The 21,325-nt window shown below is 62.8% G+C and carries 16 protein-coding genes; 9 read left to right on the forward strand and 7 right to left on the reverse strand.

The window, feature by feature from the left end; all coding sequences use genetic code 11:
• Positions 1-31 precede the first annotated feature (31 nt).
• The 5 genes from ACSX1D_RS08495 to csiR form a co-directional block, all read right to left on the reverse strand.
• Complete coding sequence (locus ACSX1D_RS08495) at positions 32-1,063, reverse strand: ABC transporter substrate-binding protein (protein WP_439861815.1); 1,032 nt, start codon at positions 1,061-1,063, stop codon at positions 32-34.
• Between the two features lie 43 nt (positions 1,064-1,106).
• Positions 1,107-2,219: an ABC transporter ATP-binding protein gene (locus ACSX1D_RS08500; protein ID WP_439861816.1), complete on the reverse strand. Its 1,113-nt coding sequence runs from the start codon at positions 2,217-2,219 to the stop codon at positions 1,107-1,109.
• Positions 2,220-2,377: 158 nt separating this feature from the next.
• Positions 2,378-3,007, reverse strand: a complete 630-nt coding sequence (locus ACSX1D_RS08505; RefSeq protein WP_439861817.1) for a response regulator — start codon at positions 3,005-3,007, stop codon at positions 2,378-2,380.
• Positions 3,004-5,412, reverse strand: a complete 2,409-nt coding sequence (locus ACSX1D_RS08510) for a PAS domain-containing sensor histidine kinase (RefSeq protein ID WP_439861818.1) — start codon at positions 5,410-5,412, stop codon at positions 3,004-3,006. Before ACSX1D_RS08510 ends, ACSX1D_RS08505 begins: the two co-directional genes overlap by 4 nt.
• A 68-nt stretch (positions 5,413-5,480) precedes the next feature.
• Positions 5,481-6,200: a DNA-binding transcriptional regulator CsiR gene (csiR, locus tag ACSX1D_RS08515; protein ID WP_439861819.1), complete on the reverse strand. Its 720-nt coding sequence runs from the start codon at positions 6,198-6,200 to the stop codon at positions 5,481-5,483.
• Positions 6,201-6,387: 187 nt separating this feature from the next.
• On the opposite strand from csiR, the gene glaH reads away from it, so the two are divergent.
• The 4 genes from glaH to gabD all read left to right on the forward strand — a co-directional run bounded on the left by glaH (position 6,388) and on the right by gabD (position 11,806).
• On the forward strand, positions 6,388-7,365 hold the full coding sequence (gene glaH, locus ACSX1D_RS08520) for a glutarate dioxygenase GlaH (RefSeq protein WP_439861820.1): 978 nt from the start codon (positions 6,388-6,390) through the stop codon (positions 7,363-7,365).
• A 62-nt stretch (positions 7,366-7,427) separates the two neighbouring features.
• Positions 7,428-8,657 carry an L-2-hydroxyglutarate oxidase gene (gene lhgO, locus ACSX1D_RS08525; RefSeq protein WP_439861821.1) on the forward strand — a complete coding sequence of 410 codons (1,230 nt, stop codon included), beginning with the start codon at positions 7,428-7,430 and terminating at the stop codon, positions 8,655-8,657.
• A gap of 225 nt (positions 8,658-8,882) precedes the next feature.
• Positions 8,883-10,250, forward strand: coding sequence for an aspartate aminotransferase family protein (locus ACSX1D_RS08530; protein WP_439861822.1), 1,368 nt, complete (start codon positions 8,883-8,885; stop codon positions 10,248-10,250).
• 104 nt (positions 10,251-10,354) lie between these two features.
• On the forward strand, positions 10,355-11,806 hold the full coding sequence (gene gabD / locus ACSX1D_RS08535) for an NADP-dependent succinate-semialdehyde dehydrogenase (RefSeq protein WP_439861823.1): 1,452 nt from the start codon (positions 10,355-10,357) through the stop codon (positions 11,804-11,806).
• A gap of 112 nt (positions 11,807-11,918) precedes the next feature.
• Here gabD and ACSX1D_RS08540 read toward each other — a convergent pair whose 3' ends face one another.
• The gene (locus tag ACSX1D_RS08540) at positions 11,919-12,107 is read right to left on the reverse strand and encodes an HU family DNA-binding protein (RefSeq protein WP_439862285.1); all 189 of its coding nucleotides are present in this window, start codon (positions 12,105-12,107) and stop codon (positions 11,919-11,921) included.
• 688 nt (positions 12,108-12,795) lie between these two features.
• Between ACSX1D_RS08540 and ACSX1D_RS08545 the strand changes: the two genes are divergently transcribed.
• The 5 genes from ACSX1D_RS08545 (at position 12,796) to ACSX1D_RS08565 (ending at position 19,577) form a co-directional block, all read left to right on the forward strand.
• Positions 12,796-13,455 carry a TetR/AcrR family transcriptional regulator gene (locus tag ACSX1D_RS08545; protein WP_439861824.1) on the forward strand — a complete coding sequence of 220 codons (660 nt, stop codon included), beginning with the start codon at positions 12,796-12,798 and terminating at the stop codon, positions 13,453-13,455.
• A gap of 264 nt (positions 13,456-13,719) precedes the next feature.
• Positions 13,720-16,320 carry a bifunctional aconitate hydratase 2/2-methylisocitrate dehydratase gene (gene acnB / locus ACSX1D_RS08550; RefSeq protein ID WP_439861825.1) on the forward strand — a complete coding sequence of 867 codons (2,601 nt, stop codon included), beginning with the start codon at positions 13,720-13,722 and terminating at the stop codon, positions 16,318-16,320.
• A 51-nt stretch (positions 16,321-16,371) separates the two neighbouring features.
• A complete protein-coding gene (locus ACSX1D_RS08555; protein WP_439861826.1) occupies positions 16,372-16,626 on the forward strand; it encodes an OadG family protein in 255 nt (84 codons plus the stop codon).
• Positions 16,627-16,651: 25 nt separating this feature from the next.
• The gene (oadA, locus tag ACSX1D_RS08560; RefSeq protein WP_439859104.1) at positions 16,652-18,430 is read left to right on the forward strand and encodes a sodium-extruding oxaloacetate decarboxylase subunit alpha; all 1,779 of its coding nucleotides are present in this window, start codon (positions 16,652-16,654) and stop codon (positions 18,428-18,430) included.
• A 10-nt stretch (positions 18,431-18,440) separates the two neighbouring features.
• The gene (locus tag ACSX1D_RS08565; RefSeq protein ID WP_439859103.1) at positions 18,441-19,577 is read left to right on the forward strand and encodes a sodium ion-translocating decarboxylase subunit beta; all 1,137 of its coding nucleotides are present in this window, start codon (positions 18,441-18,443) and stop codon (positions 19,575-19,577) included.
• 270 nt (positions 19,578-19,847) lie between these two features.
• On the opposite strand, the gene ACSX1D_RS08570 is transcribed toward ACSX1D_RS08565, so the two are convergent.
• Positions 19,848-21,032: an acetyl-CoA C-acyltransferase family protein gene (locus ACSX1D_RS08570; protein WP_439861827.1), complete on the reverse strand. Its 1,185-nt coding sequence runs from the start codon at positions 21,030-21,032 to the stop codon at positions 19,848-19,850.
• Positions 21,033-21,325 lie beyond the last annotated feature (293 nt).

A 21,325-nucleotide genomic window follows, 5' to 3' on the forward strand; every position in this document is an offset into this window, starting at 1 on the left:
CTAAAGGGGAGGGGGAGTTGCCAGGGGCGGCTTAGCGGGCGGCCCAGGCGTTGAAGCGCTGCTCCAGCTGCTCGCCGTAGTCGGCCCAGAAGGTCACGTCGATGGCCACCTGGTTGGCGATGTTTTCCGGGGTGGTCGGCATATTCTTCAGCAGCTTGGCATCGAGCAGGTCGATGGCCTGCTTGTTGGCCGGGCCGTAGGCGATGTTTTCCGAGAAGGTCTTCTGCTGCTCGGGTTGCACGCTGAAGGCGACGAACTGCTGGGCAGCCTCGAGATTCTTGGCTCCACGGGGGATTGCCCAGCTGTCGAAGTCGTAGATGCCGCCGTCCCACACCACTTGCAAATTGCTCTCGTCCTGTACCGCGGCGATACGGCCGTTGTAGGCCGAGCTCATCACCACGTCGCCGGAGGCGAGGAACTGCGGCGGCTGGGCGCCGGCTTCCCACCACTGGATGCTCGGCTTGATCTGGTCGAGCTTGGCGAAGGCGCGGTCCTGGCCTTCCTTGGTGGCCAACACGGCGTAGACGTCCTTCGGCGCCACGCCGTCGGCCATCAGGGCGAATTCCAGGGTGTACTTGGCGCCCTTGCGCAGGCCGCGCTTGCCGGGGAATTTCTCGGTGTCCCAGAAGTCGGCCCAGCCGTTCGGCGCGGCGCTGAGCTTGTCGGCGTTGTAGGCCAGCACCGTGGACCAGACGAAGAAGCCGACGCCGCAAGGCTGGATCGCGCCGGGGATGAAGTCTTCGGGGTTGCCGAACTGGGCCGGATCGAGCTCCTCGAACAGACCTTCGTCGCAGCCGCGCGACAGTTCGGGCGACTCCACTTCGACCAGGTTCCAGGACACGCTGTTGGTATCGACCATGGCCTTGACCTTGGCCATTTCACCGTTGTAATCGCCGGAGATGATCCTGCCACCGGTGTTCTTTTCCCAGGGCTGGTAGAAGGCCTTGATCTGGGCGTCCTTGTTCGCGCCACCGAAGGCGATCACGGTCAGGTCCGCCGCCATTGCCGGGGCGGCGCAGGCCATTGCCAGTGCCAGGGCGGTGAGCGAGAGAGTCTTGGTCATTGTTGTTGTCTCCACTGTGCAGGGTTGGTAAAGCGCTGGGGGATCAGTGCGATTCGTGCAGGGGGTCTAAGGCGCGGACATGTTCGACCTGCCAGCCGAGGGGCACGACATCACCCACGGCGAGCGCCGGGTCGAGTTCGGCAATCGGCTGTTTGACGAAGAAGTCGTTCTTGCCGCAGACCTCCAGGCGGACCCGCACGTGATCGCCGAGGTAGATGAACTCGGCCACGCGGCCGGAGAAACGGTTGTCGCAGGCCTCGCTGGAGCCGTTCAGGCGCACGCGCTCGGGGCGCACCGAAAGGGTCACCGGGGCGCCCGGCTGGCCAACGTTGACCGCCAGGGCTTCGACCTTCTCGCCGCGGGCCAGCTCGACCACACAGCGGTCGCCGGTCTGGCTGAGCAGGCGGCCGCCGATCCGGTTGTTCTCGCCGATGAAGTTGGCGACGAAGGTATTGCGCGGCTCTTCATAGAGGCTGCGGGGATCGGCGATCTGCTGGATCTCGCCTTGATGGAAGACCGCGACCCGGTCGGACATGGTCAAGGCCTCGCCCTGGTCGTGGGTGACGTAGACCACGGTGACGCCCAGGCGCTGATGCAGGTGCTTGATCTCCATCTGCATGTGCTCGCGCAGCTGCTTGTCGAGGGCGCCCAGGGGTTCATCCATCAGTACCAGCTGCGGCTCGAATACCAGGGCCCGGGCCAGGGCCACGCGCTGCTGCTGGCCGCCGGACAGCTGGCCGGGGTAACGATTGCGGAAGCTGTCCAACTGGACCATGGACAGTGCCTTCTTGACCCGTTCGGTGCAGTCGGTGCGGGACATGCCGCGCACCGAGAGCGGGAAGGCCAGGTTTTCCGCCACGGTCATGTGCGGGAACAGGGCATAGTTCTGGAACACCATGCCGATGTCGCGCTTGTGCGGCGGCAGTTTGTTCAGCGAACGGCCGTCGAGCAGGATTTCGCCGGCGGTGGGGGTTTCGAAACCGGCCAGCATCATCAGGCTGGTGGTCTTGCCGGAGCCAGAGGGGCCCAGCAGGGTCAGAAACTCGCCCTTGCGGATATCCAGATTGAGATCTTTAACGATCAGGTTTTCGCCGTCGTAGCTCTTCTGTACACCACGAAAGCTCACCAGCACGTCGTTTGTCTGAGACCCGGTCATCGCCATACCCTTGTTGTTGTCTACACGCGGTTGGGCACAGATTAGGGGCGGCGGTGGGCGGGAAAAATCGGGCGGGATGACAAGTGTTTATCAGGCGGGCGGAGAATCTGCTGTAGGAATCGCCCTACAACAGGCCGGCGCGGCTCCGGCGCGCAGGCTCAGATCAGCTTGTGGTCCATGGCGTAGCGCACCAGGTCGGCCACCGACGTTACGCCAAGCTTCTGCATCAGGCGGGCCTTGTGGGTGCTGACGGTCTTGTTGCTGACCGCCAGGTGCAGGGCGATTTCGTTGACCCCCTCGCCGCGGGCCAGGCGCTCGAACACCGAGAACTCGCGCTCGGACAGTTGCGCGTGGGGCGGTCGGGAGTCCGTCAGGCCGACCTCGAAGACCATGCGGTCGGCCAGCGCCGGGTCGATATAGCGTCCGCCACCGGCGACCTTGCGGATCGCGGTGATCAGCAGGGCCGGTTCACTGTCCTTGGTGGCGTAGCCGGCAGCACCGACCTTGAGTGCTCGCGCCGCCATCTGCGCCTCGTCATGCATGGACAGCATGAGAATCGCCGGCGCATCGGCCAGGGCGCGAATGCGCGGGATCGCCTCCAGGCCGTTGACCCCGGGCATGGAGATATCCAGCAGCACCACATCGCAGGGGGTACGGCGCAGGCACTCGAGCAGCTGTTCGCCGTTGCTCGCCTCGCCAACCACCTGCAGGTCGTGCGCCATGCCGATGAGCGTCTTGATGCCTTCACGCACGATAGTGTGGTCTTCGGCCACCAGTACTCGGATCACGCCAGCTCCTCCTCGGTCAATGCCACGCGGGCCAACAGGGTAGTGCCCTGCCCGGGCTGGCTGTCAATCGTCAGGCTGCCGCCGAGCATCAGGATACGCTCTTGCATGCCGACCAGGCCGAAGGATTGCCCGGGTTTGCCGGCATCGGTGGCGAAACCCTTGCCGTCATCGCTGATGTGCAGGCACAGCTCGCCGTCCTCCAAGCGCAGCATCACCTCGACACTATGGGCCTCGGCGTGACGCATGACATTGGTCAGCGCCTCCTGGAGAATGCGGAACAGGCCTACGGCCTTGGCGTCGCTGAGCTTGGGCAAATGCTCGGGCACCTCCACCAGACAGGGGATCTGACTGCGTGCCTCGAAGCGGCGCACCTGCCATTCGATCGCCGAGGCGATACCGGCATCGAGAATCGGCGGGCGCAGGGCAGTGGCCACGTCGCGCACCAGCTGGAACAGCTGGGCGATCAGGCGCTTCATGCTCTGCAGCCGCTCATCCAGGCCCGGCACCTGGCCGGCGCAGGCCAGTTCGCACATGGCGGTCTCCAGCTTGAGCACGGTCAGTACCTGGCCGAGTTCGTCGTGCACTTCACGGGCGATGCGCGCCTTTTCCTCCTCGCGAACGCTTTCCAGATGCTTGGACAATTCGCGCAGCTGGCTGCGTGACTCGGCCAGCTCCAGTTCGACCTGCTTGTTCGCGGTGATGTCCCAGACGATGCCGTCCCACAGCACCCGACCCTCGTCCAGGCGGCGCGCGGTGGCCCGGATGTCGGCCCAGCGCAACTGGCCGTCACGGGTGAGGATGCGTCCCTGCCAGTACCAGTCGCTGTCACTGGCCAGGGCGCTCTGCTGGCTCCGCATGTAGCCGGGCAGATCCTCTGGGTGAACCAGGCTCTGGAGTCCGCGGTCGGCGCGTTGCAGCTGCTCGGCCGGATAGCCGACCAGCTCCAGGCTCGCAGTACTGATGTAGGCGAATACCACCGGCTGGTTGGCGACCGCTCGTTCCAGACGAAACACCAGGCCTGGCACGTTGCCGGCGATGCCCTTGAAGCGCGCCTCGCTTTCTTGCAGGGCTGCGCTGGTGCGACGGCGCTCGGTGACATCGGTGAGGAACACCACCAGGTACTCGGACTCGCGAAAACGCAGGAAGCTCAGGGACACATCCACCGGCAACAGGCTGCCGTCGGCGCACAGGCATTCGGTTTCGAAGCCCAGGGGCTCGTCTCCGCGGCTGCGTGCCTGCTTCCATAGACTCAGCCAGCGGTCCATGTCCAGGCTCGCTTCCAGATCGCGTAGCGGGCGCTCGACCAGCGAGCCTGGGGCGTAGCCGAGCATCGTCTCGGCTGCGTGGTTGGCGTAGCGGACATGACTGTCCCAGTTGACCCAGAGAATCCCCACTGTGCTGTGGTCGATGGAGAATTGACTCAGGCGCAGGGCTTGCTCGGCGACCTCGCGTACGGCCAGTTGGTGGCGGCTGTCGAGCAGCTGGTGTTCCAAGGAGCGGCGCTGTCGGTGCAAGTGCAGTAGGCTGATGGCCGCGCCAAGCAGGGCGATCAGCAGCAACAGGGTCAGGCTCCGCCAGAAGGCCAGGGAGTCGCCTACTTGCGGGCGCTTGAGCGGCAGCCAGCGTTCGCGCAGGCGGTCGACTTCGCCTGCGGGCATGGCGCGCAGGGCCCGCTCGATGATTTCCGCCAGTAGCGGTTGGTCGCGACGGCTGGCGATGCGCAGCAATCTTGGAAGGCCGAGATCGCCGACAATGCTCAGTCCGGAAAATTGTGGTTCGCGCAGCAGCAGGCTGAGGCGCGCCTCATCCACCACCGCATAGCTTGCCTTTTGCTGTAGCACCTGTTGCAGGGCGCTGCGCGCCGAGGTCACCGGCAGTAGCCGCAATTGGCTATAAGTGCTGTGCAGGTAGGCTTCAGCGGGGCTGGGCGCGCGCACAGCCAGCAGCTCGGTTGGCCCCAGGAGGTCAAGGTCGACCACTGCGCCGGCGAGTCGCTCGCCTACCAGCAGATGCGGCACCCGCATGTAAGGATCGGAGTACAGCCAGCGTCGCAGGCCGGCAGGGGTCTGTTGCATACCTGGAACCAGGTCCAGTTCGCCGCGTTGTGCAGCGGCGTTCAGTTCGGCGCGGGTGGAGAAACGCCGCCACTGTGGCTCCACGCCCATGTTCTCAAGCAACAGGTTGATCAGCTCGACATTGGCGCCGGAGAGCTTTTGCTGACGCTGGTCGTAGCGCGCCCAGGGGGCCTGCATGAGCAGCCCCACCCGCAGCTGACGATGCTCCTCGAGCCATTGCTGTTGCTCGGCGGTGAAGGTTGGGCGGGTCGACGGCGTTGCGGCTTCGGCATGGATCAGCAGGGGCCAGGTCAGGAGCAGTGCGAGGGCGGCCGGGAGCAATCGGTTCATGCTGGAAGTTGTCCTGAAGAAGCGTTTGGGGCATTGCCGAAGCCAGCCGGGATGGTCAGGCGTGAACGCTATTCCATGAGCTCGGAGTCGGCCAGCGAGGCGGCTGGCGCGTTGTTGCGCATGATTTCCGCAATGATCGGCACCGGCGTCATCAAGTGAGCCTGCATCAGCTCGCAGGCCCTCGATGCGTTCCGCGCGAGGATGGCGTCGACTAGTTCGCTGTGTTCCTGGCGCTTGAGGGCTAACGCCTCTTCGGAGAACACCGTGCGCCGCAGCCACAAATGACGATAGCGCTCGGCCTGGTCGAACAGGTAGGCGCGCGCCTGCAGCAGGTGACGGGAACCGCAGCCGGCAGCGATGGCGCTGTGGAAGGTTTTGTGCCGGGTATCCCAGACTTCCAGCATCTGCTCCTGGCTGTTCACTTCCATCACCTTGGCAAGGGTGTGCGAGCTGGCCAGCACCTGAGCCTCCCAGGCGTCATCGCCGCGCTCGATGGCGAGCTTCAGTACCAGCGCCTCGAGGTTGGCACGGGCGTCGTAGATGTCCTGCATCTCGCTAAGCGACATGGGTGCCACGCGGTAGCCGCGCTGGCTAATCGCGACTACCAAATTCTCAGCCACCAGCTGCGACAGCGCCTCGCGCAGCGGCCCCACGCCCAATGCGTAGCGCTCCTTGAGCGTGCTCATCAGGAGTTTTTCGGCGGGCTTGAAATGCCCCTGAATGATGTCCCGCTTGAGCCACTCATAGCCGTTAACGGAGGAGTTCTGTCGGGGGGCGAGGGTATCCATGGCCATGTTCCTCAGGGCGTTTTGCGCATCATACCGAAGTGACGAAACAACGACTAAGTGAGGATGTCGATCGTTAAAATCGATGAATAATAAAAATGTAGACATTTTGTTTTAGTGGCGATATTTTCCTCCCGTCGGCCGCCTTGTTAGAGGGCGGCGCACCGCTCACCCACGTCAGGACACCGACATGAATGCCTTTACCCAGCTCAAAGACCTCGTGATGCCGCTACCGACTGCCACTCAGGGTTATTCCCTGGCGCCTTCTGCACAGTCGTCACGCCTACTCGAACTGACCTTCGCCAAGGGCACTGTGGAGGCCTTCTGTGAAGCGGTGGCCGAGTGGCCGGTGCAGGCGCTGGAGTACAAGTCGTTCTTGCGTTTTCGCTTTGCCAAGATTCTCGATGATCTGTGCGGCAACACCCTGCGGCCAGTGCTGCTCAACACCCTGATGGACCGCGCCACAGGCGGTATGCTGATCAGGCCGGAGGGGCTGAGCGACGTGACCCAGGCCGAGGACATGGTCAAGTTCTCCACGGCCGTGGCCCATCTGCTCGGGCGCTCGAACTACGATGCAATGAGCGGGCAGTTCTACGCGCGCTTCGTGGTGGAGAACGTCGACAATTCCGACAGCTACCTGCGCCAGCCGCATCGGGTGATGGAGCTGCACAACGACGGCACCTTCGTCGATCAGATCACCGACTACGTGCTGATGATGAAGATCGATGAGCAGAACATCGAAGGTGGCAATTCGCTGATCCTGCACCTGGACGATTGGGAGGACCGTGACGCGTTCTTTCATCATCCGCTGGCAAGGCGAGTAATGCGCTGGACCGCGCCGCCGAGCAAGAAGGTCGACAAGGACGTGTTCCATGCGGTGTTCGATGTCGACGCCGAGGGCCGGCCGACCATGCGCTACATCGACCAGTTCGTGCAGCCCAAGGACTTCGACGAGGGCAACTGGCTGACCGACCTGTCGACCTCCCTGGAAGGCAGCAAGCAGAAGCTGTCCGTACCGGTGCCGGTGGGCAACTTCCTGCTGATCAACAACCTCTACTGGCTGCATGGGCGCGATCGCTTCATCCCGCATCCGGGATTGCGCCGTGAATTGATGCGCCAGCGCGGTTACTTCAGCTACCCCAAGCTGGGCCACCAGCAAGGGCAATAACAGTCCGCGGGATTTCCATCATCAGGCCGTGTGGAAACGCCGGCTCACCAGAGGTTTGCGCCGTGTACGATTTCGTGATTATCGGCGGTGGCATCGTCGGCATGTCCACTGCCATGCAGCTGATCAAGGCCTACCCAGAGGCTAGGATTCTGCTGCTCGAAAAAGAGTCGGGGCCGGCCCGGCACCAGACCGGGCACAACAGCGGGGTGATCCACGCCGGGGTCTACTACACCCCAGGTAGCCTCAAGGCCAGGTTCTGCCTGGAAGGCAATCGTGCCACCAAGGCATTCTGCGATGAGCAGGGCATCGCCTATGACGAGTGCGGCAAGTTGCTGGTCGCCACCAACGAGGTGGAGATGCAGCGCATGCGCGCGCTATGGGAGCGAACCGCGGCCAATGGCCTGGAGCGTGAGTGGTTGTCGGCCGGGCAGCTCAAGGAGCGCGAGCCAAACATCACCGGCATCGGCGGCATCTTCGTGCCCTCCAGTGGCATCGTGAACTTCGCCGAGGTCACCGTGGCCATGGCGCGCGAGTTCCAGAGGCGCGGCGGCGAGATCTGCTATGGCGCCGAGGTCACCAGTCTCAAGGAGCTGGCGACAGAAATGCAGGTACAGACGCGGGTGGGCACCTTCAGTACGCGCTTTATGGTCAGCTGTTCGGGGCTGATGGCCGACCGCCTGGTGCGCATGCTCGGTCTGGATCCTGGCTTCAGCATCTGTCCGTTCCGCGGCGAGTACTACCTGCTGCCGCCACAGCACAACCGGATCGTCAATCACCTGATCTACCCGATTCCCGACCCGTCCATGCCGTTTCTCGGCGTGCACCTGACGCGGATGATCGACGGCAGTGTCACGGTGGGGCCGAATGCGGTGTTGGCGCTCAAGCGCGAGGGCTACCGCAAGCGCGATATCTCCCTGGCCGATACCTGCGCCATGCTCACCGATGTAGGCATCCTCAAGGTGTTGCGGGATAACCTGCGCCCCGGTTTGGTCGAGATGAAGAACTCGCTGTTCAAGCGTGGCTACCTGCAGCAGGTGCGCAAATACTGCCCCAGCCTGGGAGTGCAGGATCTCAAACCATACCCGGCCGGAGTCCGAGCCCAGGCAGTTTCCAGGGACGGCAAGCTGATCGAGGACTTCCTGTTCCGCAATACCCGGCGCAGCGTGAACGTGTGCAACGCGCCGTCGCCGGCGGCGACTTCCGCCATCCCCATCGGTGCCTACATCATCGAGCAGATCGACGCCCAGCTGCAGGGGTTGCCCGGTTTTGCCAAGGCCCGGGAGCGGGCTTGAGCGATATGGGCGATTGAGACAGTGCGCTGGGATGAACAAGCCAGTGCGCCTGGCGACAAGCCCAAGGGCTGCTCGCAGGCTTAGTCTTTCGCCCAGTGCACTCGATTATCCGTGGCAAGTGCCGCACTGGGCCGCAGTGAGTGCGAACCACTACACAACAGGCATTAGGCTGCATCGCAGCTGTCCTTAATCACCAAGCATCGTCAGTCCTTTTGAGAGCGTGTCATGAACCAGCCACTGTCCTCGCTGCCAGAAAAAGACATTCAGTATCAGTTGCACCCCTACACCAACGCCCGCCTGCACCAAGAAGTCGGTCCATTGATCATCGAGCGTGGGGAGGGCATCTACGTCTATGACGATCAGGGCAAGGCCTACATCGAAGCCATGGCCGGACTGTGGAGTGCCGCCCTGGGTTTCAGCAATCAGCGACTGATCAAGGCCGCCGAGCAGCAGCTCAATACCCTGCCGTTCTATCACCTGTTCAGCCACAAGTCCCACCGACCGAGTATTGAGCTGGCGGAAAGACTGATCGAGATGGCGCCGGTGCCAATGAGTAAGGTGTTCTTCACCAACTCGGGCTCCGAGGCCAACGATACTGTGGTGAAGATGGTCTGGTACCTGAACAACGCTCTGGGTAAGCCGGACAAGAAGAAATTCATCAGCCGGGTCAACGGTTACCATGGCATCACGGTCGTCAGTGCCAGCCTCACCGGCCTTCCGGGTAATCAGCGCGGCTTCGATCTGCCGTTGCCGGGCTTCCTGCATGTCGGCTGCCCACATCATTACCGTTTCGCCCAACCGGGAGAGAGCGAAGAGCAGTTTGCCGACCGCCTGGCTGCGGAGTTGGAGCAGCGTATTCTCACCGAGGGCGCGGACACTATCGCGGCCTTCATCGGTGAGCCGCTGATGGGCGCCGGTGGCGTTATTGTGCCGCCGCGTACGTACTGGGAAAAAATTCAGAAGGTCTGCCGCAAGTACGACATCCTCGTAGTTGCCGACGAAGTCATTTGTGGCTTCGGTCGCACCGGACAGATGTTTGGTAGCCAGACCTTCGGTATCCAGCCGGACATCATGGTGGTCTCCAAGCAACTGTCTTCGTCGTATCAGCCAATTGCGGCGATCCTGATCAACGACAAGGTGTTTCAAGGCATCGCCGACCAGACCCAGAGCCTTGGCACCCTGGGGCATGGCTTCACTGGCAGTGGTCATCCAGTGGCTACTGCCGTAGCCCTGGAGAACCTGAAAGTCATCGAAGAGAACAACCTGGTTGAGCACGCTGCACAGATGGGGCAGCTGCTGCGTACTGGTTTGCAGGACTTCGCGGATCATCCACTGGTTGGAGAGATCCGAGGCTGTGGTCTGATCGCTGCTGTCGAGTTGGTCGGTGATCGGGCGACTAAAGCGCCGCATCAAACGCTCGGAACCCTGGGACGCTACATGGCCGGTAGGGCCCAGGAGCACGGCATGATCACGCGCGCCATGGGTGATGCCGTTGCATTCTGCCCGCCGTTGATTGTTAACGAGCAGGAGGTCGGGCTAATTCTGGATCGTTTCGCCAGGGCATTGGACGACACCACCCAATGGGTTGGGTAGGCGAGTTGAGGGCAAGAACCTATGGTCGTCCTCTGCTCCCATCTGCTCGAATCCTATCGTTTTAAGTCGAACAGGACTGAATACAGCCTCTTTTGGAGTTCACCATGCAATTGAAAGACGCCCAACTGTTCCGTCAGCAGGCCTTTATCGACGGCCAATGGCTCGACGCGGACAGCGGCCAGACCATCAAGGTCAACAACCCCGCCACCGGCGAGATCCTCGGCAGCGTGCCGAAGATGGGCGCTTCCGAGACCCGCCGCGCCATCGAGGCCGCCGACCGTGCGCTGCCGGCCTGGCGTGCGCTGACCGCCAAGGAACGCGCGGGCAAGCTGCGTCGCTGGTTCGAGCTGCTGATGGAGAACCAGGACGACCTCGGCCGCCTGATGACCCTGGAACAGGGCAAGCCGCTGGCCGAGGCCAAGGGTGAGATCGCCTATGCCGCCTCCTTCATCGAGTGGTTCGCCGAGGAGGCCAAGCGCGTCTACGGCGACGTGATTCCCGGCCACCAGCCGGACAAGCGCCTGATCGTGCTCAAGCAGCCGATCGGCGTCACCGCCGCCATCACCCCGTGGAACTTCCCGGCGGCGATGATCACCCGCAAGGCCGGCCCGGCCCTGGCCGCCGGCTGCACCATGGTGATCAAACCGGCCTCGCAGACGCCCTTCTCCGCCCTGGCCCTGGTGGCCCTGGCCGAGCGCGCCGGCATCCCCAAGGGCGTGCTCAGCGTGGTCACCGGCAGCGCCGGCGAAGTCGGCGGCGAGCTGACCAGCAACCCGATCGTGCGCAAGCTGAGCTTCACCGGTTCCACCGAGATCGGCCGCCAGCTGATGGCCGAGTGCGCCCAGGACATCAAGAAGGTGTCGCTGGAACTCGGTGGCAACGCGCCCTTTATCGTCTTCGACGACGCCGACCTGGACAAGGCGGTGGAAGGCGCACTGATCTCCAAATACCGCAACAACGGCCAGACCTGCGTCTGCGCCAACCGCATCTACGTCCAGGACGCGGTCTACGATGCCTTCGCCGAGAAGCTGGCCGCCGCGGTGGCCAAGTTGCAGATCGGCAACGGCCTGGAGGAGGGCGTCACCACCGGCCCGCTGATCGACGACAAGGCCGTGGCCAAGGTCCAGGAACACATCGCCGACGCGGTGGGCAAGGGCGCCAAGCTGCTCACCGGCGGCAAGCCGCACAGCCTGGGTGGCAGCTTCTTCGAGCCGACCATCCTCACCGACGTGCCGCGCAACGCCGCGGTGGCCAAGGAGGAGACCTTCGGTCCGCTGGCGCCGCTGTTCCGCTTCAAGGACGAGGCCGAGGTGATCGCCATGTCCAACGACACCGAGTTCGGCCTGGCCTCCTACTTCTATGCCCGCGACCTGGGCCGGGTGTTCCGCGTGGCCGAGGCCCTGGAATACGGCATGGTCGGCATCAACACCGGGCTGATCTCCAACGAGGTGGCGCCGTTCGGCGGGGTCAAGGCCTCCGGCCTGGGGCGCGAGGGCTCGAAGTACGGCATCGAGGATTACCTGGAAATCAAATACCTCTGCCTGGGGGGGATTTGAGATTTCCCATAGGTACTCTCTAACGAGATGATGCCCATCCTTGCTTATTGCTTCGGCCTTCGCACGACATGTGAGGGTCGGAGAATGCAGGGCCGCCTGCGGAGCGGATTAGTCAGCTAACCGCGTCCTTCAGCGACTTGCCTGGCCGAAAGCTGGGCTGCTTGGCTATCGCGCTCGTGATTGCAGTTCCTGTCCGGGGGCATCCTTCTCGCGCTGCACGGACTTTCACCGCAAAGGTGCCAGATCCAACAAGCGATACGTCCTCGCCATTCTTTAAAGCGGATGAGGTGCTGCCAGTAATGGCTTCTAGCCCTTTCGTCCGCGAAGTCGAGCCGACTCTCCAGAAGGCCCGGCAGGACTTGCGTCAGCAGGCCTTCCTCGAGAGATGGGGAATACGACGAGACTCATTCAGGGCAGGCGGCAGGATTGTCGTCGCGACTTGCGGAGTCAACGTGCTCGCTGGCGCCGCCGCCACGCCACAGCCGAATTTCCTCTCGCGCCTTATCGAGTGTCGCGCGCGCAAGGCATACGCGAACCAACAATGTGTGGCATATACGGTGGCCAGGGCAGCGCCCATTTTTGAACTCCTAGGTTCGCTGATCTGGTCTCTTTGGACGATGTGGGACATTTGAGGGTAGTTAAAATCAGTTTTGCCTGATGCTGGTAGGAATAGGTAGCTACTGCGTTACGATGGGACTGGCTAATAGTCGGTATTGTGAAATGCATTCGAGAGTATCTTTTGCTGAACTCCTGTTTGGTTGTCGGTGGGATTGCGCTGTGCCGAAGAATTTCGCCAGATTTTTCTCTCTAATGTCGAGATGATCTCAAGAGCAGGGTGTTGGAGATTTTCCTGGCTAGAGATTACGGGTTTATATTTATCTGCAGGTTAAGTATTTTAGCTCTGCCTGGCAGGTAAAGTTCGTGAGATATGAGCAGGCTTGGGATGTCGCGCGCGTTAGCGCTTTCATTGCGGGCAGGAGCTATTAGATATGCACAAGTTACAATTTGATCGCTCTCTGCCTAGCACCTGCCCGCGTACGTGCATGCCCAGTCCAGAGAACGATCGGCATCAACATGTTCGCGACGTGGCGCTATCGCTCTTTGCCAGTGCGGGGTATGCGAATGTAAGCCTGCGTCAGTTGGCCGAAGGAGTTGGCTTGCACGTTGGCTCACTCTACAATCACATTGAAAGTAAGCAAGCGCTTCTTTTTGAGCTGATTCGCGATCACCTGGAAAACCTGTTGGATCATGTCGAGTGGCAAGTAAAGAAACGCCGTGGGGTAGAGGCTAGATTGCACGCTTTTATTGCCAGCTATATTGACTTCCAACTCTTGCATAAGGAGCACGCTCAGCTGAGTGCGTTGGAGTTACGTAACCTTGATCCGGAACAATTGCATGAAATTGCCGAGCTCTATAAGAGTTACCGCGGTCGACTTGAGGCAATTATTAACGAAGGTGTGAAGACCGGACTGTTCTTCGCGCATCCGCTATCGGCCGCTACCCACGGGATACTTGGCATGCTCTCCAGCATTGCCTTCTGGTTCACTGAGGACGCGCCATTGTCAAAGGACCAGCTTATTAGCCAGTACAGCGCCATGGTGCGTTGCTCGCTTCGCATGCCCTCGAGCCTTTCTCCATCAGTAGCCTGATACCGGGGAACTCAGATGCACAAAACCGTCAGTCAACGTTGCCGCGATTCGATCACCTCCGAACTTCTGTCCCAGTGCCGCGTACATCCGAACAGAGCGGTGAGCGCGTGCAGCCTTCGACAATCGCTAGTCAATGTTATGTAGAGGCAGGCCGTCCGCGGAAGTCGGCGGTCACCCTCATCCGCAGGTGGTCTGCTTCTACACCCTAATCCTTAACACGCAATCGAGTCCTGTATTGCAGCGGGCCTACTCAGGGGAATCACCGTGCTTGAAGCCTATCGAAACCACCTCGCCGAGCGCGCCGCTGAAGGCCTGCCAGGCTTGGCGCTGAACGCCGAACAAACCGCAGGCCTGGTCGAGCTGCTGAAAAACCCGCCGGCTGGCGAAGAAGAATTCCTCGTTGACCTGATCACCAACCGCGTGCCGCCAGGCGTCGACGAAGCCGCCTACGTCAAGGCCGGGTTCCTCTCTGCCGTGGCCAAGGGCGAAGCCGCTTCTCCACTGATCAACAAGCAGCGCGCCGTCGAGCTGCTCGGCACCATGCAGGGCGGCTACAACATCGCCACCCTGGTCGAGCTGCTAGATGACGCCGAGCTGGCCAGCGTCGCCGCCGAGCAACTGAAGCACACCCTGCTGATGTTCGACGCCTTCCACGACGTCGCCGAGAAAGCCAAGGCCGGCAACGCCCACGCCAAGGCCGTGCTGCAGTCCTGGGCCGATGGCGAGTGGTTCACCAAGCGCCCGGCGATCGCCGAGAAGTACAGCCTGGCGGTATTCAAGGTGCCCGGCGAAACCAACACCGACGACCTGTCCCCGGCGCCCGACGCCTGGTCGCGTCCGGACATCCCGCTGCACGCCCTGGCCATGCTGAAGATGGCCCGCGACGGCATCGTGCCCGAGCAGCAAGGCGCCATCGGTCCGCTCAAGCAGATCGAAGAGGTCAAGGCCAAGGGCTTCCCGGTCGCCTACGTCGGCGACGTGGTCGGTACCGGTTCCTCGCGCAAGTCCGCCACCAACTCGGTGCTGTGGTTCTTCGGCGACGACATCCCCTATGTGCCGAACAAGCGCGCCGGCGGCTTCTGCTTCGGCTCCAAGATCGCCCCGATCTTCTACAACACCATGGAAGACGCCGGCGCCCTTCCGATCGAGTTCGACGTGTCGAACCTCAACATGGGCGACGTGATCGACGTCTATCCCTACGCCGGCAAGGTGTGCAAGCACGGCACTGAAGAAGTCATCACCACCTTTGAACTGAAGACCCCGGTGCTGCTCGATGAAGTCCGCGCCGGCGGCCGTATCCCGCTGATCGTCGGCCGCGGCCTGACCGAGAAGGCCCGTGCCGAACTGGGTCTGGGCAGCTCCGACCTGTTCAAGAAGCCGGAGCAGCCGGCCGACAGCGGCAAGGGCTTCACCCTGGCGCAGAAGATGGTCGGCAAGGCCTGCGGCGTGACCGGCGTGCGTCCGGGCACCTACTGCGAGCCGAAGATGACCACCGTCGGCTCCCAGGACACCACTGGCCCGATGACCCGCGACGAGCTGAAGGACCTGGCCTGCCTGGGCTTCTCCGCCGACCTGGTGATGCAGTCCTTCTGCCACACCGCGGCCTACCCAAAGCCGATCGACGTCACCACCCACCACACCCTGCCGGACTTCATCCGCACCCGTGGCGGCGTGTCCCTGCGTCCGGGCGACGGCATCATCCACAGCTGGCTGAACCGCATGCTGCTGCCGGACACCGTCGGCACCGGCGGCGACTCGCACACCCGTTTCCCGATCGGCATCAGCTTCCCGGCCGGTTCCGGCCTGGTGGCCTTCGCCGCCGCCACCGGCGTCATGCCGCTGGACATGCCGGAATCGGTGCTGGTGCGCTTCAAGGGCAAGATGCAGCCCGGGATCACCCTGCGTGACCTGGTCCATGCGATTCCCTACTACGCCATCCAGAAGGGCCTGCTGACCGTCGAGAAGAAGGGCAAGAAGAACGCCTTCTCCGGCCGCATCCTGGAGATCGAAGGCCTCGACGAGCTGACCGTCGAGCAGGCGTTCGAGCTGTCCGACGCCTCCGCCGAGCGTTCGGCCGCCGGTTGCACCATCAAGCTGCCGGAAAAGGCCATCGCCGAGTACCTGAAGTCGAACATCACCCTGCTGCGCTGGATGATCGGCGAAGGCTATGGCGATGCCCGCACCCTGGAACGCCGCGCCCAGGCGATGGAAGCCTGGCTGGCCAAGCCGGAGCTGATGAGCGCCGATGCCGACGCCGAATACGCCGAAGTCATCGAGATCGACCTCAACGAGCTGAAGGAGCCGGTGCTCTGCGCACCGAACGATCCGGACGACGCCCGTCTGCTGTCCACCGTGGCCGGCGACAAGATCGACGAGGTGTTCATCGGTTCGTGCATGACCAACATCGGTCACTTCCGCGCTGCCGGCAAGCTGCTGGACAAGGTCAAGGGCGGCATTCCGACCCGTCTGTGGCTGTCGCCGCCGACCAAGATGGATGCCCACCAGCTGACCGAGGAAGGCTACTACGGCATCTACGGCAAGGCCGGTGCGCGCATGGAAATGCCGGGCTGCTCGCTGTGCATGGGTAACCAGGCACGGGTCGCCGCCAACTCCACCGTGGTCTCGACCTCGACCCGTAACTTCCCCAACCGTCTGGGCGATGGCGCCAACGTGTACCTGGCCTCTGCCGAACTGGCAGCGGTCGCCGCGATCATCGGCAAGCTGCCGACCGTCGAGGAGTACATGGTCTACGCCAAGGACATCGACAGCATGGCTGCCGACGTCTACCGCTACCTGAGCTTCGACCAGATCGCCGAGTTCCGCGAAGCCGCTGCCAACGCCCAGATTCCGGTCGTTCAAGCGTGATCCCGAAACAGCAAAGAGCAGCGGCCCCGGCCGCTGCAACAAGGATTCCCCATGACTGCTAACCAACTCCTGCTCGAGGGCGTCGAGCTCATGCTGTTCGGCATGGGTTCCGTGTTCATCTTCCTGGTTCTGCTGATTTTCGCGATTCGCCTGATGGCGCGGCTGCTCGAGCGCTTCGCCGCGCCTGCGCCGCAACGTGTCGCCACCGCGCCTGCGCCAGTCAAGGCCGCGCTGCACGAGCCCGAACCCGACGTACTCGCCGCCATCCAGGCCGCCATTCATCAACACCGCGCGCGCCGCGGCTGATCCAGGTTTGACAGGGAGCTTTGCTATGACCGCTGAGAAAAAGGCCCTCGGCATCACCGACGTGGTGCTGCGTGACGCCCACCAATCCATTCTGGCCACCCGCGTGCGCCTCGAGGACATGCTGCCGATCGCGCCCAAGCTCGATCAGGTCGGCTTCTGGTCGGTGGAGTCCTGGGGCGGCGCGACCTTCGACGCCTGTATCCGCTACCTCGGCGAAGACCCGTGGGAGCGCATCCGTGCCCTGAAACAGGCCATGCCCAATACCCGCCAGCAGATGCTGCTGCGCGGGCAGAACCTGCTCGGCTACCGGCACTACGCCGACGACGTGGTGGAGAAGTTCGTCGAGCGCGCCGCGGTGAACGGCGTCGACGTGTTCCGCGTGTTCGACGCGATGAACGACCCGCGCAACCTGCAGACCGCCCTGCAGGCGGTTAAGCGCCAGGGCAAGCACGCCCAGGGCACCATCTCCTACACCACCAGCCCGGTGCACACCCTGCAGATGTGGGTCGACCTGGCCAAGCAGATCGAGGACATGGGCGCCGACTCCATCGCCATCAAGGACATGGCCGGCATCCTCACTCCCTATATCGCCTTTGAGCTGGTGTCGCGGCTCAAGGCCAGCCTGTCGATCCCGATCCACATGCAGTGCCACGCCACCGCCGGGCTGTCCTCCGTGGCCATCCTCAAGGCGGTGGAAGCCGGTATCGACAACGTCGACACGGCGATTTCCTCGCTGTCGATGACCTATGGCCATTCGCCGACCGAGTCGGTGGTGGCGATGTTCCAGGGCACCGAGCGCGATACCGGGCTGAACCTCGAGTTGCTGGAGGAGATCGCCGCCTACTTCCGCGAGGTGCGCAAGAAGTACGCGAAATTCGAGGGCAATCTCAAGGGCGTCGACTCGCGCATTCTGGTCGCCCAGGTGCCGGGCGGCATGCTCACCAACATGGAGAACCAGCTCAAGGAGCAGGGTGCCCAGGACAAGTTCGACCAGGTACTGGCGGAGATCCCGCGGGTGCGCGAAGACCTGGGCTTCATCCCGCTGGTGACCCCGACCTCGCAGATCGTCGGCACCCAGGCGGTGATCAACGTGTTGACCGGCGAGCGCTACAAGTCGATTACCAAGGAAACCGCCGGCGTGCTCAAGGGCGAGTACGGCGCGGCGCCAGCGCCGTTCAACGCCGAGCTGCAGGCGCGCGTGCTGGATGGTGGCGAGGCCATCAGCTGTCGCCCGGCCGACCTGCTCGAGGCCGAGATGGACAAGCTGACCGCCGAACTCAAGGGCATCGCCCAGGAGAAGGGCATCAAGCTGGCCAAGGATGAAATCGACGACGTGTTGACTTATGCGCTGTTCCCGCAGATCGGCCTGAAGTTCCTGGAAAACCGTGGCAACCCGGCGGCCTTCGAGCCGGTGCCGAGCGGACAGGAACTGCCGGCGCGCGAGGCTGGCAAACCCGAGGTCTATACCGTCGAAGTCGGCGGCAAGTCCTACGTGGTGCAGGTGGGCGAGGGCGGCGATATCAGTGGCATCAAGGCCCTGGGGGGCAGCAGTGGCGCGCCCGCCGCCGCAGCGGCCGCTCCGGTTGGCGCTGGTGAGTCGCAGACCGCGCCGCTGGCCGGCAACATCTTCAAGGTACTGGTGCAGCCGGGCGCTGTGGTCGAGGAAGGGCAGCTGGTGATCATCCTCGAGGCGATGAAGATGGAAACCGAGATTCGCGCACTCAAGGCTGGCACCGTCGCCGCCGTCAACGTCAAGGTCGGTGATGCGGTGGCGGTGGGCGACAGCCTGCTGGCCATCGCCTGAGGGGCGCGTCATGGAGAAGCTTGTCAAACTGTGGCAGAGCACCGGCCTCTATCACCTCGAGCCCGGCCAGGGCCTGATGATCCTGGTCTGCGTGGGGCTGATCTACCTGGCGATCCGCAAGGGTTTCGAGCCGTTGCTGCTGATCCCCATCGGTTTCGGTGGGGTGCTGGCCAACATTCCGGTGGCCAACATGGCCGAGGGTGCCGGTTTCCTGCACATGATCTATGAGGTCGGCCTGCCCACCAGCCTGTTCCCGCTGCTGATCTTCATGGGCGTCGGCGCCATGACCGACTTCGGGCCGATGCTGGCCAACCCGAAGACCCTGCTGCTCGGCGCGGCGGCGCAGTTCGGCATCTTCGCCACCCTGATCGGCGCCCTGGCGCTGACCGCTCTGGGCATCCCCGGCATGGAGTTCAGCCTCAAGGAGGCGGCGTCCATCGCCATCATCGGTGGCGCCGATGGCCCGACCTCGATCTTCGTCACCTCCAAGCTGGCGCCGGACCTGCTCGGCCCGATCGCCGTGGCGGCCTATTCCTACATGGCCCTGGTGCCGCTGATCCAGCCGCCGATTATGCGTGCGCTGACCACCAAGGAAGAGCGCGCCATCGTCATGCAGCAACTGCGGCATGTCAGTCAGGTCGAGAAGATCGTCTTTCCGCTGGTGCTCTGCCTGCTGGTCGGCATGCTGCTGCCGGACGCCGCGCCGCTGGTGGGCATGTTCGCCTTCGGCAACCTGTTGCGCGAGGCCGGCGTGGTCGAGCGCCTGGCGGACACCTCGCGCAATGCGCTGATCAACATCGTCACCATCGGTCTGGGGCTCACCGTGGGCTCCAAGCTGTCGGCCGAGGCCTTCCTGCAGCTCAAGACCCTGGGCATTCTGGTGCTGGGCATGGTGGCCTTCTGCGGCGGTACCGCGGCCGGGGTGCTGATGGCCAAGGGCATGAACCTGCTCAGCAGCAACAAGATCAACCCGCTGATTGGCTCGGCCGGGGTGTCGGCGGTGCCGATGGCGGCGCGGGTGTCGAACAGGGTCGGCCTGGAAGCCAACCCGCAGAACTTCCTGCTGATGCATGCCATGGGGCCGAACGTGGCCGGGGTGATCGGCTCGGCGGTGGCGGCGGGGGTGTTGCTCAACTTCGTCGGCTGAGCCGAATTCATCAATACCTAGTCTGGTTGCTGCATATTGAGTAGAACGCCCCGACTCGCTCGGGGCGTTTGCTTTTGCAGTTGAATAACTCAACCCAAGCCTGCTCAGGTCAACCGATCGATCACTTCGAGCGCCAGTAACGTTTATCGCGTGCTTAGGGTTCTAGCCCGGCATCGCCAGGTAGATTTCTGTCGAGATGCCGACCGCTGCGGACATAGTCAAACGCTAGGGCAGCTGGGAGCTGCCCATCCTCGTAACCTTTTCAGGTCGTCAAATACGTTCAAGGATCACTGCGATACCCTGGCCGCCCCCTATGCACATAGTCACCAGGGCATAGCGTCCTTGAATCCTGTGCAGCTCATGGATCGCCTTCGTAGCAATAATGGCTCCTGTCGCGCCAATAGGGTGTCCCAGTGAAATCCCGGAGCCATTGGGGTTGACCTTCTCCGGGTCGAAGTCGAGTTCCTGCGCGACGGCGCATGCTTGTGCTGCGAAGGCTTCGTTGGACTCGATCACATCCAGGTCTTTGACGCTGAGACCGGCGCGTTGCAGGGCCAAGCGAGTCGCCGGGATCGGCCCCAGGCCCATCAGGGTCGGCTCTACACCGGAATGGGCATAGGCCACCAGTCGCGCCATGGGAGTAAGGCCATCGCGACTCACGGCTTCTGCGCTGGCGAGCAGCAGCGCACTTGCCCCGTCATTCAGCCCAGAAGAGTTGCCTGCGGTCACACTGCCGTCTTTCTTGAAGGCAGGCTTCATTTGTGCCAGCTGGGCCATGCTCATGTCGCTTTGTACGTACTCATCCACGGTGAAAAGCTGAGAGCCCTTACGGGTCTGCAATTCAACCGGAACTATCTGGTCGGCAAAGCGACCTTGCGCCAGCGCGCGTGCGGCTCGCTGATAGCTCTGCAAAGCCAAGGCGTCCTGCTGCTCACGGCTGATGCCATAGCGTGTGGCAATGTTCTCGGCTGTTACTCCCATATGAATGCCGTGCTTGGGATCGTGCAGAACGCCGAGCATGTAGTCGATCGCTTGCATATCTCCCATGCGCGCCCCCCATCGGGCAGCCGGCAACATGTACGGGCCTCGACTCATGGACTCAACCCCGCCGGCCAAGGCAACCTCGGCATCGCCGAGTTGGATCAGTTGCGCGGCATTGACGATTGCCTGCAGACCCGAGCCACAGAGGCGATTGACGTTATAGGCAGTCGCCGTTTCGGGGATGCCGGCATTTAGCGCTGCAAGACGACTCAGGTAGGCATCTTCTGGCACGGTGGGGATGACATTGCCAAAGATGACCTGGTCAACACGGGTGGGGTGGCTACCAGCACGCTGCACTGCCGCCTGACTGACCAGGCTGGCGAGTTGCGACGGGGGCACATCTTTGAGGGAACCACCAAACTTGCCGATGGCGGTGCGGACAGCACTGACGATAAATACTTCGGGGCGATTCATGTGTGGCTCCGGTGACAGATACAGATTGAGTCCGGCGCAATGCGCGGTTCGCGGCTTCGGGAGTCCTCTCCAGAGCAAAAGGGAGCACTAGCGGACCCTGAGTGGATACGGACTGTGGGTAATTGAATGGGTTGAGTTGCAGCCTGGCCGGAGTCGAGCGACGGCGATTCGTTCAGGCAATACCTGTGCGTGTTGTTGCAATCCCGCTGGCATAAGGTTCTTGCCTTAGTCATCCAGGCCAAGTCTCTGCGGCGCAAGCGAAGTCGAGCGCACGGGTATTCTGTGAATCGCGG

The organism is Pseudomonas sp. MBLB4136 (genome assembly GCF_051904765.1).
GTDB lineage: Bacteria > Pseudomonadota > Gammaproteobacteria > Pseudomonadales > Pseudomonadaceae > Aquipseudomonas.